The sequence below is a fragment of the Rhizobium sp. SG_E_25_P2 genome, assembly GCF_029892285.1.
Taxonomy (GTDB): Bacteria; Pseudomonadota; Alphaproteobacteria; order Rhizobiales; family Rhizobiaceae; genus Rhizobium_E.
Genome location: NZ_JARXVM010000001.1, coordinates 571,707 through 587,209 on the forward strand (window position 1 = coordinate 571,707; position 15,503 = coordinate 587,209).

14 protein-coding genes are annotated in these 15,503 nt (G+C 61.2%); 9 read left to right on the forward strand and 5 right to left on the reverse strand.

What is annotated here, in order from left to right; all coding sequences use genetic code 11:
* Complete coding sequence (locus M2360_RS02685) at positions 1-1,137, reverse strand: acyl-CoA dehydrogenase family protein (protein WP_280772822.1); 1,137 nt, start codon at positions 1,135-1,137, stop codon at positions 1-3.
* Positions 1,122-1,418: a hypothetical protein gene (locus M2360_RS02690; RefSeq protein ID WP_280772823.1), complete on the reverse strand. Its 297-nt coding sequence runs from the start codon at positions 1,416-1,418 to the stop codon at positions 1,122-1,124. Before M2360_RS02690 ends, M2360_RS02685 begins: the two co-directional genes overlap by 16 nt.
* 143 nt (positions 1,419-1,561) lie before the next feature.
* On the opposite strand from M2360_RS02690, the gene M2360_RS02695 reads away from it, so the two are divergent.
* The 7 genes from M2360_RS02695 to M2360_RS02725 all read left to right on the forward strand — a co-directional run bounded on the left by M2360_RS02695 (position 1,562) and on the right by M2360_RS02725 (position 10,033).
* On the forward strand, positions 1,562-2,035 hold the full coding sequence (locus tag M2360_RS02695) for an Lrp/AsnC family transcriptional regulator (protein ID WP_280772824.1): 474 nt from the start codon (positions 1,562-1,564) through the stop codon (positions 2,033-2,035).
* Positions 2,036-2,229: 194 nt separating this feature from the next.
* A complete protein-coding gene (locus tag M2360_RS02700; protein ID WP_280772825.1) occupies positions 2,230-3,222 on the forward strand; it encodes an ABC transporter permease in 993 nt (330 codons plus the stop codon).
* A 27-nt stretch (positions 3,223-3,249) separates the two neighbouring features.
* Positions 3,250-4,266, forward strand: coding sequence for a sugar ABC transporter substrate-binding protein (locus tag M2360_RS02705; RefSeq protein WP_280772826.1), 1,017 nt, complete (start codon positions 3,250-3,252; stop codon positions 4,264-4,266).
* 15 nt (positions 4,267-4,281) lie between these two features.
* Positions 4,282-6,399, forward strand: coding sequence for an SMP-30/gluconolactonase/LRE family protein (locus tag M2360_RS02710; protein WP_280772827.1), 2,118 nt, complete (start codon positions 4,282-4,284; stop codon positions 6,397-6,399).
* A complete protein-coding gene (locus M2360_RS02715) occupies positions 6,396-7,490 on the forward strand; it encodes a strictosidine synthase (RefSeq protein WP_280772828.1) in 1,095 nt (364 codons plus the stop codon). Before M2360_RS02710 ends, M2360_RS02715 begins: the two co-directional genes overlap by 4 nt.
* A 1-nt stretch (position 7,491) precedes the next feature.
* Positions 7,492-8,985: a sugar ABC transporter ATP-binding protein gene (locus M2360_RS02720; protein ID WP_280772829.1), complete on the forward strand. Its 1,494-nt coding sequence runs from the start codon at positions 7,492-7,494 to the stop codon at positions 8,983-8,985.
* 151 nt (positions 8,986-9,136) lie between these two features.
* The gene (locus tag M2360_RS02725; RefSeq protein WP_280772830.1) at positions 9,137-10,033 is read left to right on the forward strand and encodes a LysR family transcriptional regulator; all 897 of its coding nucleotides are present in this window, start codon (positions 9,137-9,139) and stop codon (positions 10,031-10,033) included.
* Here M2360_RS02725 and M2360_RS02730 read toward each other — a convergent pair whose 3' ends face one another.
* On the reverse strand, positions 10,034-11,530 hold the full coding sequence (locus tag M2360_RS02730; protein WP_280772831.1) for an aldehyde dehydrogenase family protein: 1,497 nt from the start codon (positions 11,528-11,530) through the stop codon (positions 10,034-10,036). It lies immediately after the preceding gene.
* Positions 11,531-11,676: 146 nt separating this feature from the next.
* On the opposite strand from M2360_RS02730, the gene M2360_RS02735 reads away from it, so the two are divergent.
* The gene (locus M2360_RS02735; protein ID WP_280772832.1) at positions 11,677-12,423 is read left to right on the forward strand and encodes a glucose 1-dehydrogenase; all 747 of its coding nucleotides are present in this window, start codon (positions 11,677-11,679) and stop codon (positions 12,421-12,423) included.
* 10 nt (positions 12,424-12,433) lie between these two features.
* Positions 12,434-13,540: an isocitrate/isopropylmalate dehydrogenase family protein gene (locus M2360_RS02740; RefSeq protein WP_280772833.1), complete on the forward strand. Its 1,107-nt coding sequence runs from the start codon at positions 12,434-12,436 to the stop codon at positions 13,538-13,540.
* 79 nt (positions 13,541-13,619) lie between these two features.
* Here M2360_RS02740 and M2360_RS02745 read toward each other — a convergent pair whose 3' ends face one another.
* Both M2360_RS02745 and M2360_RS02750 read right to left on the reverse strand, forming a co-directional pair.
* Positions 13,620-14,696: an ABC transporter ATP-binding protein gene (locus M2360_RS02745; protein ID WP_280772834.1), complete on the reverse strand. Its 1,077-nt coding sequence runs from the start codon at positions 14,694-14,696 to the stop codon at positions 13,620-13,622.
* A complete protein-coding gene (locus M2360_RS02750; protein WP_280772835.1) occupies positions 14,693-15,493 on the reverse strand; it encodes an ABC transporter permease in 801 nt (266 codons plus the stop codon). Before M2360_RS02750 ends, M2360_RS02745 begins: the two co-directional genes overlap by 4 nt.
* Between the last annotated feature and the right edge of the window lie 10 nt (positions 15,494-15,503).

Sequence of the window (15,503 nt, forward strand, 5' to 3'; positions counted from 1 at the left end):
TCATTCGAACATGTGACGGGCGATGATCAGCCGCATGATCTCGTTGGCGCCTTCCAGGATCTGATGCACGCGGAGGTCGCGGACGACCTTTTCGATTCCATAGTCTTCGAGATAGCCGTAGCCGCCATGCAGCTGCAGCGCCGCATTGGCGACATCGAAACTGGCGTCCGTGACAAAGCGCTTGGCCATGGCGCAGAATTTGGTTGCGTCGGGCGCATGGTTGTCGAGTTTCCATGCCGCTTGATGCAACAGCGCTCTCGACGCTTGGAGGTCGGTTTCCATGTCGGCGACCTTGAACTGCAGCGCCTGGAAACTGCTGAGCGCCGCGCCGAAGGCGCGGCGCTCGCGCATATGGGCGAGCGCCCTGTCGAGCGCGAATTGCGCGCCGCCGAGAGCGCAGGCGGCGATATTCAGACGACCGCCGTCCAGGGCCTTCATCGCGTAGCGGAACCCCGCGCCGATCTCGCCCAACACATTATCCTCAGGCACACGGCATTCATCGAAGTGAACCGCAGCCGTCGGCTGCGCGCGCCAGCCCATCTTCCGTTCGAAAGCGCCGAAGCTCAGGCCCTCGCTGTCGCTCGGGGCGACCATCGCCGAAATCCCCTTCGGCCCGGCCTCTCCCGTCCGGCACATGACGATGTAAACATCGGAATAATTGCCGCCTGAAATGAACGCTTTTGCCCCATTGAGCACATAGGTCGAACCCTCAGCGCGTGCGGTCGTGCGCAGCGCCGCGGCGTCGGATCCCGCGCCCGGTTCGGTCAGGCAATAGGACGCGATCTTGCGCAGGGCGCAGAGGTCGGGAAGCCAGGTAGAGCGCATGTCCCGAGAGCCGAACCGATCGATCATCCAGGCGCACATATTGTGGATGGATACGAAGGCGGCCACGGAAGGGCAGGCTTTCGCCAGAGCCTCAAAAATGAGCGCGGCGTCCAGTCGCGACAATCCGGAACCACCGAATTCCTCCGACACGCAGATGCCGCCGAAGCCCAGAGCGCCGATGTCCTCCAGCATATCTCGGGGAATGGAGCCCGCATGCTCCCAAGCCGATGCGTTCGGCGCGATCCGTTCCGCTGCGAAGGACGTCGCCACATCCACCATTGACTGCTGTTCGGCGGTTATTGAAAAGTCCATGACGCGCCCCGCCGCTCGGACTGGTCGAGCTCTTCCCGCGCGAACGCTTCGGAAGCGAGTTCGGCAACGACAAGATCGGCGATGTCATGGAGACGGAGCCGCTCGACGAATGTGTCCGCGGTCAGGTTGCCGCGAACCTCAAACCGAAGCTCCGTGACATAATGCGAACCGCACTGGGCGATGTTCATGCCCAGCAGCCCAAACCCCATCTTTCGCAGGCTATCCAGCGCGCGCAGCAGCGCGTCAAAGGGTTGAAGCACAGAAAATCGGATGGTGTACATGGCGCCTCCCAACGTCAACATGCACAAACAGCCTATTCCCAACTCCACCAAATTAATTCTCAAAAAATATTGACAATGACGTATTTATAGAAATTATCTTTCACCACAATCAATAAATACAAAATATTATTTTGAGGAACGTCATGAACAAGGCGCTGGATCGGATCGACCGCAAGATCATGCGCGCGCTGGTCGAGAACGGCCGCCTCACCAATACCCAGCTCGCCGAAATGGTCGGCCTCAGCGCCGCGCCATGCTGGCAGAGAGTTCGCCGCCTGGAAAACGAAGGCTTCATTTCGGGCTATACCGCCGTGCTCGATCAGAGCCTGCTCGGCGTCAGGGAGACTGTGCTTCTGGAGGTGACGCTTGACCGACATGACGATGAGGCCGTGGCCAATTTCGGTCGGGCGATGGCCGCCCTCCCCGAAGTCATCGAAGTCTATCTGACGACCGGCGAATACGACTATTTCATCAAGGTCGCAGTCGAGGGCACGCAGGGCTACGCGGATTTCCTGCAGAAGAAGCTGTACAAGATCCCCGGCGTTCGGCATTCACGCTCCAGTTTTACGCTGGGCTGCCTGAAACGCTCGCTTTCCGTTCTGCCGGCTCCGGACTGAATGCCCTGGGACGAGACCGCCTCCGGAGGCGTTCGATCGCCTCGTCGGAACTGAACAGCGTGTCAGAAAAACGAAATTGCCCTGGCGGCATCGAAGGAAGATGGTCATCGCGAGGAGCCCGGCCAAGGCTGGGGAGGTGATTGGCGATCCGAAACGACGCATACAGTCGTGGGATCGCGATCAGGGAGGCATATATGGGGAGCGGCGAAAAAATGGCCGGCAAACCGATCAAACTCAGTCAGGAAACTGTCGTCGTCGGCATTTCCGTGTTGTTGTTTTTGATCTTTTCGGTGGTTCTCGACAAATTTCTGTCGGAAGGCAACATCATTGCGCTTTTGAAGAACGTGTCCATCCTCGGCACGCTTGCTGTCGGCATGGGTTTTGTCGTCGTCGGGCGCGGCATCGATCTCACCATGGTCGCCGTCATGGTCGTCGGCGTCGCCTTCAGCATTTGGATCTCGCAATGGGGCATCGACTTCACGCTGGCGGTGCTGCTCGGCGCGCTGCTGGTTGCGCTGATAGGCCTGTTCACCGGCGTTATGATCGCATTCGCCGAGATACCGCCGATCTTCGTGACGCTGGCTATCGCTTCATCCGTCTACGGCGCGGGCCGTTACGTCTTCGCCTCGGATGTCCTCTATGCGCCGAACGACGTCGCCTGGCTCAAATGGGTGGGCGCGGGCACAGTGTTCGGGCTGCCGGCATCCGTGATCATTTTCAGCGTCGTGACCTTGGTGATGGGCGTTTTTCTGCGAAAGACGCGCTTCGGCCGCCTGGTCTATGCCGCCGGCGACAATCCCCATGCCGCACGCACGATGGGTCTGCCGACGCGGCCGATCATCGTCGCGCAATATGTCATCAGCGCGCTGATCGCGTTTACGGCCGGCATCATCATGACCGGCCTGGTCACGGGTATCAACACCACGCTCTACAGTTCGAGCCTGATCTATGACGTGCTGCTCGTGGTCGTGCTGGGAGGCATCGGTCTGTCGGGCGGCCAGGGCGGGGTGCGCAATGTCATCGTCGGCACGATCCTGGTCGGCATCCTGACCAATGGAATGACCATCCTCAATTTCAGCTACACCAGTCAGAACCTCATCAAAAGCGTGATCCTTCTCAGCGCGCTCGCCATTGATGCGATCATCAATCCGCGCGACGAGCAGACCTCGCAAAGCGGAGATATCTGAAACCGAGACGTCTACAGGGAGGAAACCATGACGATTCTCAAGAACATCATTCTCGCCGGCTTAACCGCCGCAGCCATTTTGACCACACCTTTGGCCGCAGTCTCGCAAGAGACGGATCAGGTAGGACGACAGGCCTATCTCGATGCGATGAAGGGCAAGAAGGTCATCTTCATCCCGATCTCGCAGGGCATGGACCTCAACCAGGCCTGGGTCGTCGTCTGGCAGCGCCATGCCGCCCGTTACGGCTTTACGCTCGAAGTGCGCGATCCCAATGGCGACACCAATGCCGGCATCCGGGCCATGCAGGGCGCGATCGCCGAAAAGCCCGACCTGATCATCGTGCAGAATCCCGACGTGCAGACCTATGCCCGTCTTCTCAAGCAGGCGCAGTCCAGCGGCATCAAGGTGCTGCAGGTCAACATGCAGTCCGCCACCCAGACCGACTCTTACGTCGGCAACGACTGGATCGAGATGGGCCGGCTCGAAATGACCGAACTCGCCAAGACCTGCACCGGCCCGAACGCGCCGTCGCACAAAGTCGTCTGGCTCGCCGGCGTCCAGACCGGCGCCGCCAATATCTATATGCGCACGGGCATCGACGAGATCCTGAAACAGAACCCGGAGCTTGAACTGGTCTCCGACCAGCCGGCCGACTATTCGAGCGAAAAAGCGCGACAGATTACCGAGACCGTGCTGCAGCAGCATCCCGACCTTTGCGGCATCATGGGCATCTGGGACAATGCCGAAGTCGGCGCGGGCGCTGCGGTCAAGGCCGCCGGCAAGCAGGACCAGGTGACCATCGTCACCAATGGCGCCGGCAGCGACACAGGCTGCAAGAGTATCGAAAACGGTCTGCTCGACGTGATCTTCAATTTCAACGCCCCGATCCAGGCTGAAATTTCGGCGCAGCAGATTTCCGAACTGCTGCAGCAGCCGGATCGCGAAGCGGGCAGCGAAAAGACGATCTTCTTCGGCCCCATCACCCGCGTCGACAAGAACAACGCCTCCGGCCGTAATTGCTGGAAGCTCGACGACTTCAAATAAGCGCGGAACAGACAGATGAGCTTGGCAGAACGCCTTATACGCTTGCGCTATCGCGCCCTCCCCGACCATGTGGTCGGGGAGATCCTCGCCAAGAAGTGGATCGACAGCGTCATCCCCTTCTTCGCGCTGGTTCTCCTCTGCGCGATTTTCGGCTCCATCGTTCCCGGATTTTTCAGCCTGGCCACGCTGACCAATCTCAGCGGCCAGACGGCCGAACTGGGTCTGATCGTGCTCGGCCTGACCATCGTCATGGTGTCGGGCGGCATCGATCTCTCGATTGGGTCGACTTTTGCGCTTGCGGTTCTCGCCACGCTTTATGGCATGAATGTCGGGCAATGGAGCTTTGGCGTCGGATTGGCGGCGACGCTCGCGGTCGGAGCGGCCTGCGGCGCGATCAACGCCTTCATGGTCGGCATTCTCAGAATGCGGGCGTTTCTGACCACGCTTGTCACGCTCATCATCTTCCGCTCCGTCTTCGAAAGCATTTTTCCGAAAGTCTCCACGGCGCTGGTGACGAATTATCCGGATTCGCCTGTCTATGACTGGTTTGGCCTCGGCCTGATCTTCGGCTTTCCAGTGTCCTTCGTCTTCTTCGTCATCATCGCCGTGATCATCCACCTGGTGTTGTCGCGCGGTCGATATGGCTGGCGGCTGTTCGCCGTGGGCGGAGCCCGGCGCTCGGCCTACAATGCCGGCATCAATGTGCGGTGGACGGTGTTCAGTGCCTATGTGGTCTGTTCGGTGCTGGTGTCGCTTGCGGCCTTCCTGTTCTGCGCCCGCATCGGCAGCGCCGCCGCCGATGTCGGCTCGGGCCTTGAGTTGCAGGCGCTGACGGCCACCGTGCTCGGCGGCATTTCGCTGGGCGGCGGTCGCGGTTCGGTCGCCAAGGCGCTGATGGGCGTGGTCTTCGTGCTGGTTCTGTCCAACAGCCTGCTGACGCTCGCGGTGCCAGGCCCGGTCAACGCGTTCACGCTCGGCCTCGTGCTGCTCGTCTCGGTGTTTCTCGACGTGCGCTGGGTGAAGAACCGCCACAAGATCCTGCGCAGCGTCTATATTTCGCCGACCTTCGCGAAGATGTCCCAGGCCATCTCCACGGAGCCAGGCTCGCCGATGGCGGTGAATGATCGGCTCGCGGATGCCGGCGTCATCGGTCTCGGCATTCTCGACGGCGCCGAGGACGTGATCTTCGACAAGGAAGACCGGCTTTACACCGGCAGCCGTCAGGGCGATATCCTCCGTTTCTATCCGCCCAACTACACCCGCAGCGAAGTCTTCGCCCATATTGGCGGTTCGCCGCTCGGGATGGAATTTGACAGGCACGGCAACCTCGTCGTCTGCGTCGCCGGCATGGGGCTATACCAGGTCTCGCCCGAGGGCGTTCCCAAACTCTTGACGGCCGAAACCAATCGCAGCCTGACCTCGGTCGTCGACGACAGCACGATGAAGCTGGCCGACGATCTGGACATCCTGCCGGACGGCCGCGTCGTCTTCTCCGAAGCCACCGTCCGTTTCGAAATGCACGACTGGTATGCCGACGCGCTGGAAAGCCGGGGCAATGGCCGTATCATCGTCTACGACCCGGCGACCGGCGTGACCAAAACGCTGCTCTCGAACCTCGTCTTCCCGAACGGCGTCTGCACGTCGTTCGACGGACAATCGGTGCTGTTCGCCGAAAGCTGGGCCTGCCGGATCAACCGCTATTATTTCTCCGGCCCCAAGGCCGGCAAGCTGGAGCGCGTGATCGAAGGGCTGCCGTGCTATCCCGACAACCTCAACCGCGCCTCCGACGGCACCTATTGGCTGGCCCTGATGGGCATGCGGACGCCGGCCCTCGACCTGTCGCTCGAAATGCCCGGTTTCCGCCGGCGCATGGCGCGGCGGGTATCGGAAGACGCCTGGCTGATGCCCAATCTCAACACCGGCTGCGTGTTGCGCTTCAACGAGCAGGGCGAGATTCTGGAAAGCCTGTGGGACCAGACGGGTGAAAAACACCCGATGATCACCTCTATGCGCGAGCACAAGGGAACGCTCTATCTTTGTGGCATTTTCAACAATCGCATGGGCACGCTCAAGCTGCCCGACCGTGATCAGACCTGGTTCAGTAACGACTCCTATTGGGGCAAGAGCGCATGAGACCGCTGGGAAAACTACTCGACCGCTTTCTCGGCCGCGGCGACTGGGCCGTCACCGTACCCACATTCGATGGGCCACTGCTGCCCAACCAGAGGCTCGAAGACGCCGAAACGATCGCCCTGGCCGGCGGCGCCGACAATGTCGTGTCAACGCCGAAGGGCATTCTGCTGTCGTCGGGCCGCAAGCTGCTCAGGCTGCAGATCGACGGAGCGATGGAGGAATTGGCCGGCTTCGATCAGGATGTCACGGCGATCGCCACCGCCCGGGGAATGATCGCCATCGCGCTCGATGGCGAAGGCGTCGTCATCAAGGGAGGCGCCCATGACGGGGCTGTCTTCAAGACCACGGCGCAAGAGACGCTCGGCTGCGTCACCGCCCTGACCTTTCTCGACAGCGACACACTGCTGGCCGCCAATGGATCGGCCATGCTGGGCACGGCCGGTTGGCGACGCGACCTGATGCAGAAGGGATGTTCGGGATCGATCTGGAAAATCGATCTCGCCCGCGGCAAGCTCGATTGCGTCAAATCCGGCCTTGCCTGGCCGGCGGGGGTCGCCACCACCGGCTCCAACCGGATCTTCGTCAGCGAGGCCTGGCGTCACCGGGTCATTTCGATCGATCTGGCCAATGGTCACGCCGACAATGTCCTCGAACATCTGCCAGCCTATCCGGCGCGGATCGCCCCCGCCATCGACGCAGGCTATTGGTTGTCATTCTATTCGAGCCGCAATCAGCTGGTGGAATTCATCCTGCGCGAGGACAAGTTCCGTCAGCGCATGCTGGCGGAAATCCCGGAGCCGTATTGGGTCGCTCCGTCGTTCAGCTCCTGGAGTTCCTATCGTGAACCGATGCAGGGCAGCCAGCTCAAGCAGATGGGCGTCTTGAAACCTTATGCGGTGACGCGCTCCTATGGTCTGGTGGTCAACTGCGATTCCCATATGCGGCCCTTGTCGAGTTTTCATTCCCGCGCCGACGGCAAATCGCATGGCGCGGTCGCCGCCTGCGAACATGGCGACGATTTGATCGTCGCCTCGCGCGGCGGATCCAAAATCCTGCGCCTGGCAGGCGTCGCGAGCCAAGAGCGAGGCTGACATGGATACGATCATTGAATTCAAGAACGCCTCCAAGACATTCGGCGGGGTCGCGGCCTTCAAGAAAGTCGATTTCACCGTCAAGCCGGGTGAAATTCATGCGTTGCTCGGCGAGAATGGCGCGGGCAAGTCGACACTGACCAAAGTCATGTCGGGCGTGTATCGTCTCACCGAGGGCAAACTGTTGTTTGACGGCCGCGAGGTCGATTTCGGCTCGCCGTCCGACGCGCTCAAATCCGGCATCGCCATGGTGTTTCAGGAGACCAATCTCGTTCCGGCGATGACGGTGGCGCAAAATCTCTATCTCGGCGAGGAGAAGATCTTCAACCGGCTGCGCGGCTTGAACATCCAGGCGCGACAATTCCTTGTTGGAATGGGGTTTCAGGTCGATCCCACCGCGCAAGTCAGCACGCTTGGCGCAGCCCATAAGCAGATGGTCGAGATCGCGCGGGCCGTGCATCACAAGGCGCGCGTGATCATCTTCGACGAGCCGACAGCCACCTTGACGCCCGAGGAGAAGCGTCATTTCTTCAATCTGCTCAGCCGACTGGTCAAGCAGGGCGTGGCGGTCGTCTTCATCACGCATGCTTTGGAGGAGGCGCTCCAGGTCGCCGATCGCGTCACCGTGATGCGGGACGGCGAGATCGTCGCGAGCGGCAAGGCCGCCGACTTCACCCGCAATTCGGTCGTCCAGGCCATGGTTGGCCGCAATCTTACGGAAACGCTGCATGGCTCGGCCCAGCGAACGCCGCGTCCCTATGGCGAGAAGGTGCTGTCGGTCGAGAACCTGTCCTGCGCCGGCCTCGTGCGCAATTCATCCTTCTCGGTTTTCGCCGGGCAGGTCACGGGCATGTTCGGTCTGGTCGGGGCGGGCCGCACCGAGATGGCCAAGGTGGTGGCGGGAGCCATGAAACGCGACCTTTTCCACGGCGGGGAAATTCGGCTGTTTGGCAAATCCGTACGTTACAGGGTGCCGCGCCCGGCGGTGATGGACGGCATCGTCTATGTGACGGAAGACCGCAAGCTCGATGGCTTCTTCGAAACCATGACCGCAGGCCAGAACCTTCAGATCGGTGAATTGTCCAATGGCGATAATCCGTTTTCCATCGTCTCCCTGTCTCGCGCCAAAGATCTCGTCGCCGATTGGGGCTCAAGGCTCAAACTAAAGCAGATCAGCGACAAGGCACGCATGATCGAACTATCAGGCGGCAACCAGCAGAAGGTCGTCATCGCCAAATCCCTGATCCAGAAGCCCAAGCTGATTATCTTCGACGAGCCGACGCGTGGCGTCGATGTCGGCGCTATTGTCGAGATCCATCAGTTGATCAGCGAACTCGCCGACCAGGGGATGGCCGTGGTGGTTATCTCTTCTTATTTGCCGGAGATCTTGGCGGTGTCCGATCGCATTCTCGTGGTAAAGCGGGGTCGCGTCGTCGAGGAAATGATGGTAGCGGATGCGACCGAAGAGAAGATCATGTTCGCCGCCGTTCATTAGCGTCTTCGCAAAGGGTTTTCCCAGCCGCCCGCGCCAATCGTCGCAGGCGGCTTTTATGTCCGACTGACCTTGTCACCCTGTCTTTGGCGCATATGCTCTCAGCCGGAGGAGCTGTCCGGGATCGGTCGGCGCAATTGAGACCAAAATCATTATGCCAAGCGTCAATTTGAAGCTGTTGCAAACATTTCTTCTTGCGGCGGAATCCGGGAGCTTTCGCAAGGCCGCCGAAGAAAGCAACCGATCGCCCTCCGCAGTCAGCATGCAAATCAAGGATCTTGAGGAACAGATCGGCATCAGCCTGTTCACGCGCACGCCGCAGCGGGTCAATCTCACCAATGAAGGCCAGGTGTTGTTCGAAGAGATCGGGCGCGCCATGGGCGATGTGCAGGCCAGCCTGGACCGGCTGACGGAACTGGCGGCGCGCCGCAAGGGAAAGATCCAGATCGCCTGCGCCCCGACCCTCGCCTCGAGCCGGCTCGGCGATATCCTGGCGACGTTCAAGCTTCGTTATCCGCGCAGCGTCGTCGAGGTGCAGGAGACGCCGCCGCAGGCCGCCCTGATCCTGCTGCAACAGCAGGAGGTCGAGTTCTATATCGGCCCAGAGGTGCCGAACCTCAACGAATTCCAGTTCGAATCGATCATCGACGATCCGCTCGTCGCCTGCATTCCCGAAGAATTGTTCAATGGCGAAAAGGCGGTCCGGCTGGAAGACTTGGGGCAATTCCCCTTGATCATGCTCAATCGCAAGACTGCGGTCCGGGCGCTTGTGGACCGGCTTACGCGTGAGGCGGGCATCGAACTCAAGGTCCAGTACGAGGTGGAGAGCGCCCAGACTGCCGTGGCGCTCGCCTCGTCGGGACTCGGCATCTCCATTGTGCCCAGCATCGCGCTCGGGGCGAAGATCGATCGCCGCATCCGCGTCGCGCCGCTCGACAACCCCAATGCGCATCGTGCGGTCGGCATCATCACCGCGCGCGGCTACGTGCAGCAACGCTATGCCGAGCAGTTGATCGCGCTGATCCGCACCAATCTGCGCGGCGAAGGCTGATCAGTCTGTCTGGATCCAGATCGCCTTGGTTTCGAGATATTCATACAGATGTTCGGCGCCGCCTTCGCGTCCATAGCCCGACATCTTCATCCCGCCGAAGGGCACGGCCGGATCGATTGCGTGATACATGTTCACCCATACCGATCCCGCCTTTATGCGTCGGGTCAGCTTGTGTGCGAGACCGAGATTCTGCGTGAAGACGCCTGCGGCCAGGCCATAGGGGCTAGCATTGGCGCGGTCGACCACTTCGTCGATGGTATCGAACGGCATTGCGGAAATGACCGGACCAAAAATCTCCTCGCGCGCGATTCGCATGTCGTCCTTCACGCCGCCGAAGATTGTCGGCGTGATGAAATTGCCTTTGTCATAGGGCGCGCCCAACAGTCGTGATCCCCCTGTGATCAGCTCGGCGCCTTCGCTTTGCCCCGAGGCGATGAAGCCTTCCACGACCTTCGCCTGTCGAGGCGAGATGAGGGGGCCGAGATCGGTGTCAGGCTCGATTCCATGGCCGAGCCGCAGCCCGCGCGCGAAATCCGCGAGTTTAGCGACAAATTCGTCATGGATCTCGCGGGCCACGAACAGCCGCGAGCCGGCGATGCAGATCTGACCGGAATGCGCAAAGACGCTCATCGCGGCAATCGGCACGGCGCGGTCGATATCGGCGTCGCGGCAGACGATGACGGGGGATTTGCCGCCGAGTTCGAGCGAGACGCGCTTGAGATTGGCGATACCTGCGCGAGCGATGGCCTGGCCTGTCGCAGTCGAGCCCGTAAAGACGATCTTGTCGACATCTGGGTGTTCAGCGAGCCGCGCTCCGGCCACCGCGCCCTTGCCGGTGACAATATTGACGACTCCATCGGGCAAGCCGGCGTCCTGCATGAGCTTGGCGATCAGCAGCGGCGTCAGGGGCGCGTCTTCGGACGGTTTCAGCACCACTGTGCAGCCCGTCGCCAGGGCCGGAGCGATTTTCCAGATCGAGGCTGCGGTCGGGGCGTTCCAGGGAATGATCGCGCCGACGACGCCGATCGGCTCCTTGCGGGTGAAAGTCACGATCTCGCCGGGAATGGAGTTTTCGATGACCTCGCCATGCAGCGCCGTCGCCATGCCCGCATAGTAGCGCAGCATGCCGACAACGCGGCGTTTGTTAGCCAGGGTGCGGGTGATCGGCATGCCCATATTGAGCGTGTCGGACACGCAGAGGCGCTCCCAATTCGCCTCGAAGAGATCGGCGATCCTCAGGAGAAGCGCCTGGCGCTCATAGGGCGAAAAACGCGACCAGGGTCCGTCGAAGGCGCGGCGGGCTGCGGCGACAGCGAGATCGACATCCGCCGCCGAGGACAGGGGCACCGTCGCCAAGACGGCGCCGGTTGCGGGATCATGGCTCTCGCTGACCTCACCGGTCACAGACGCAACCCACTGGCCGCCGATAAACATCGGCCGGAAGCCGCCATCATAAAGTTCCGCCGCCATTTTCCTGGCGTCGAAATTGATCGTCATGTCGGCTCCTCCCAGATTCTCATTGGCGCGATATTCACCATCGGCGTCGGTGGACACAAATAAAGAAAGCTAAAAGGGCGTTCAGATAATCCGACTGTGAAATCCGCTCGACTTGTCCGATGTTGCGGACAAAGGGAGGAACATCCATGCGTCTTGCAGGGAAAGTGGCCATCGTCACCGGTGGCGGATCGGGTTTCGGCGAGGGAATCGTCCGAAAATTCGTGGAAGAAGGTGCGCGCGTCGTGCTGATGGACCGTGACATCGCCGCTGCCGAACGGGTTGCGGGCGATCACAAGGGTCTGGCGGCGCCCATCTCCGGCGACGTGTCGTCGATGGACGACTTCCATGCGGCGCGCGACCATGCGATCGAAACATTCGGCGGTTTGCATATCCTCGTCAACAATGCCGGCATTGGCCAAGCTCCCATGCCGATGGAAGACATGGACGAGGCGCTGTTTGAGCGGCTGTTCAACGTCAATATCCGTTCGATCTATAATGGCGCCCGTGCGGTGCTGCCGCATTTCAAGGCGCAGAAGCAGGGCGCGATCCTCAATGTCGCCTCGACCGGAGGCGTTTCGCCGCGACCCAACCTCACCTGGTACAACGCCTCAAAGGGCTGGGGCATCGCCGCGACCAAGGGCATGGCGGTGGAGCTTGCGCCGTTCGGCATACGGGTCAACGCCATCAATCCGGTGGCCGGGGAAACGCCGTTGCTGTCGACCTTTATCGGCGGCGACAGCGACGAAATCCGCGCCCGCGTCGTTTCCACCATCCCGATCGGACGGCTTTCGACGCCCGCCGACATGGGCAACGCCGCGGCCTTTCTCTGCTCGGACGAGGCCAGCATGATCACGGGCGTCGATCTTCTCGTCGATGGCGGCAAATGTATCTGAAGGGCCTGCGATGAAGGATATTTATGAAATCGCCGTCGTGCATGGCGACGGAATCGGGCCTGAAGTCTGCGCGGCAGCCATTGAGGTCGTGCGGGCGGCGCTCGGCAACCAGTCGCCGCTGAATTTCCGCGAATATCCCGCCGGCGCGGAGCATTTCCTCATGACCGGCGAGAGCTTTCCAGATCCTACTTTCGCCGCCTGCCGCGATGCGGACGCGATCCTCCACGGCGCCGGCGGCATTCCCGGCGTCGTGCATCCGGACGGCACCGAGGCCGGCCTTGATTTCACGCTCAGGCTGCGCTTTGAACTCGATCTCTACGCCAATATCAGGCCGATCCGCCTGTTTCAGGGCGTGGAATGCCCACTGGCCGGCGTGAAAGCGGGAGACATCGATTACATCATCCTACGCGAAAACAGCGAAGGCCTCTATGCGGCGCGCGGCGCGGGCGTGCAATTGCGCGGCGAATTGGCGGTCGACACGCTGGTGCAGACCCGACGCGGCGTCGAGCGGATCGTGCGCAAAGCGTTCGAACTCGCTCGGCAATCGAACGGCGCGCCGAAAGACGGCGTCAAGCGCGTCACCTGCTGTGACAAGGCCAATGTGCTCCGAAGCTATGCCTTCTTCCGATCGGTGTTCGACGCGGTCGCGCCCGACTATCCCGATATCGAGACCGAATATGTGCTGATCGACGCCATGACGATGCATCTCGTGCTGCGACCGCAGCATTTCAACGTCATCGTCACGGAGAATATGTTCGGCGACATCATCTCCGATCTCGGCGCGGCCACGATCGGCGGCATGGGGCTCGCGCCTTCGGCAGAGCTCGGCGACCGCAACGGCTTTTTCCAGGCCGCGCATGGTTCGGCGCCGGACATCGCCGGCAAGGGGATCGCCAATCCGTATGGAACGGTACTTTCGGCTGCGGCGATGCTGGATTGGCTCGGAGAAAAGAATGGCGACGAACGTCTTGCCGGCGCGGCGCGCGACATCCGCCATGTAACCAATGCCGCGATGTCGGACGGGCTGCTTTCCGCCGATCTCAAAGGTGCGTGGGGAACCGCCGGCATCACCAAATCGCTCTGCGAGCGTTTGGGACAACTTCGTGTGACGATATAGCGGATGACGCTGCAGGTCAGCGCGGCTGGCAATGAACGATTTGAGCCGAGGAAACAGCGTCAACTCGTCGCTTTCGCCATTAGCTCCTGAAAGCGTGCGCCTCGGCTGGACTGAAGCTGAGATGCACCTCTGCGCCGTGACCAAGGCCTTCAAGCATCGGATGTCCAAAAGGCAACCGAACCGACAGCGGCTCTCCGGAACCGATATCGACCAGAAGATGCGTGTTGTTGCCGAGAAAGGTCAGATCGCGAACCTGGCCGGAAAGCGCGTCGCGGCTTGTCCCGCGCGCAATGTCGATACGCTCCGGCCGTAGCAGGAGCGATGCTTTCTGGCCCGTTCCCTGACTGTGGAGCGGCACGCCCGACACCATGACGCCGCCCGGAAGCGCCAAGGTGCTTTTGCCGCCGTCAACAGCGACGATATCGACCTCGATGAAATTGGAATCGCCGACGAAACCCGCCACGAACCGGGTCGACGGATCGGCATAGAGCTGCTGGCCGGTGCCGATCTGGTCGATCTTGCCATGGCTGAACACGGCGATACGGTCGGACAGGCGCAATGCCTCTTCCTGGTCATGGGTGACATAGAGAATGGTGACGCCGGTTTCCTGATGGATGCGGCGGATTTCGAACTGGATTTCCTCGCGCAGCTTCTTGTCGAGCGCCGATAGCGGCTCGTCCATCAGCAGCACCGGCGGCTCATAGACCAGAGCCCGGGCCAGCGCGACGCGCTGCTGCTGGCCGCCCGACATCAGCGCGGGCTTGCGATCTTCGAACCCTTCGAGGCGCACGAGACGCAGCGCCTCCTTCACCCGGCGTTCGACATCGGCCTTCGGCAGCCGCCGGATACGCAAGGGAAAAGCGACATTCTCGCCCACCGTCAGATGCGGAAACAGCGTGTAGCGCTGGAAAACCATGCCGATATTGCGCTTGTGCGACGGCGTGTCGAGCAGCGTCTTGCCGTTGAGCAGGATATCGCCCTGGGTCGGATCCTGAAAGCCGGCGAGGATGTAGAGCGTCGTCGACTTCCCCGAACCCGACGGGCCAAGAAAGGTCATGAACTCGCCCTGGCGCACATCGAGCGTCACGTCCTTGACGGCGGTGACGGGACCGTAATCCTTGCGGATGCCGCGGATTTGGAGAAAGGGTGAAGTCATGATTTCCGTCCCTTGCGGACCACAGCCGCGATGATCATCAAAAGCATGGTGAACAGGATGAGAAGCGTGGAGGCCGCCGCGATCACCGGCGTCAGATCCTGCCTGAGCGTCGACCAGATCTTCACCGGCAGCGTCTGCAGCGTCGGGCTCGCCATGAAGATCGCCAGCACCACCTCATCCCAGGAGGCGAGAAAAGAGAACACCGCCGCGCCGAACAGCCCATGGCTGATGGCGGGCACGGTGACACGGAGCCGCGCTTCCCAGGGCGAGGCGCCGCAGAGAATAGCGGCGTCCTCGATCGATTTGTCGAAACCCTCGAGCGCATTGCCGATGGAGATGATCGAAAAAGGCAAGGCGATCAGAAGATGGGCGATGATGAAGCCCAGCGTCGTGCCGGCAAGCCCGATCTTCAGGAAAAAAGCGTAAAGCGCCACCGCGAGCACCACCACCGGCAGGATCATCGGCGTGAGAAACAGCGCGCGCAGCACCTCCTTGCCGATGAAATGCCCGCGATTGAGGCCGAGCGCGGCCAGAAACCCTGTCACCACCGAGAGCACCGTGACGATCAACGCGATCTTCAGGCTGGTAAAGGCGGAAGAGAGCCAGCGCGGATCGGCGAAGAGTTCGGCATACCAGCGTGTGGTCCAGGATGGCGGCGGAAAGATCAGCCATTGCGACGAGCCGAAGGACAGCGCGGCGATGAACACGATCGGCAGGATGAGAAACAGACACACAAGCGTGGTGACGCCGATGAGCAGCCATTTCCATGCGCCGAGTTTTTCGAAATCCAGAAGCATCGCGTTCCCC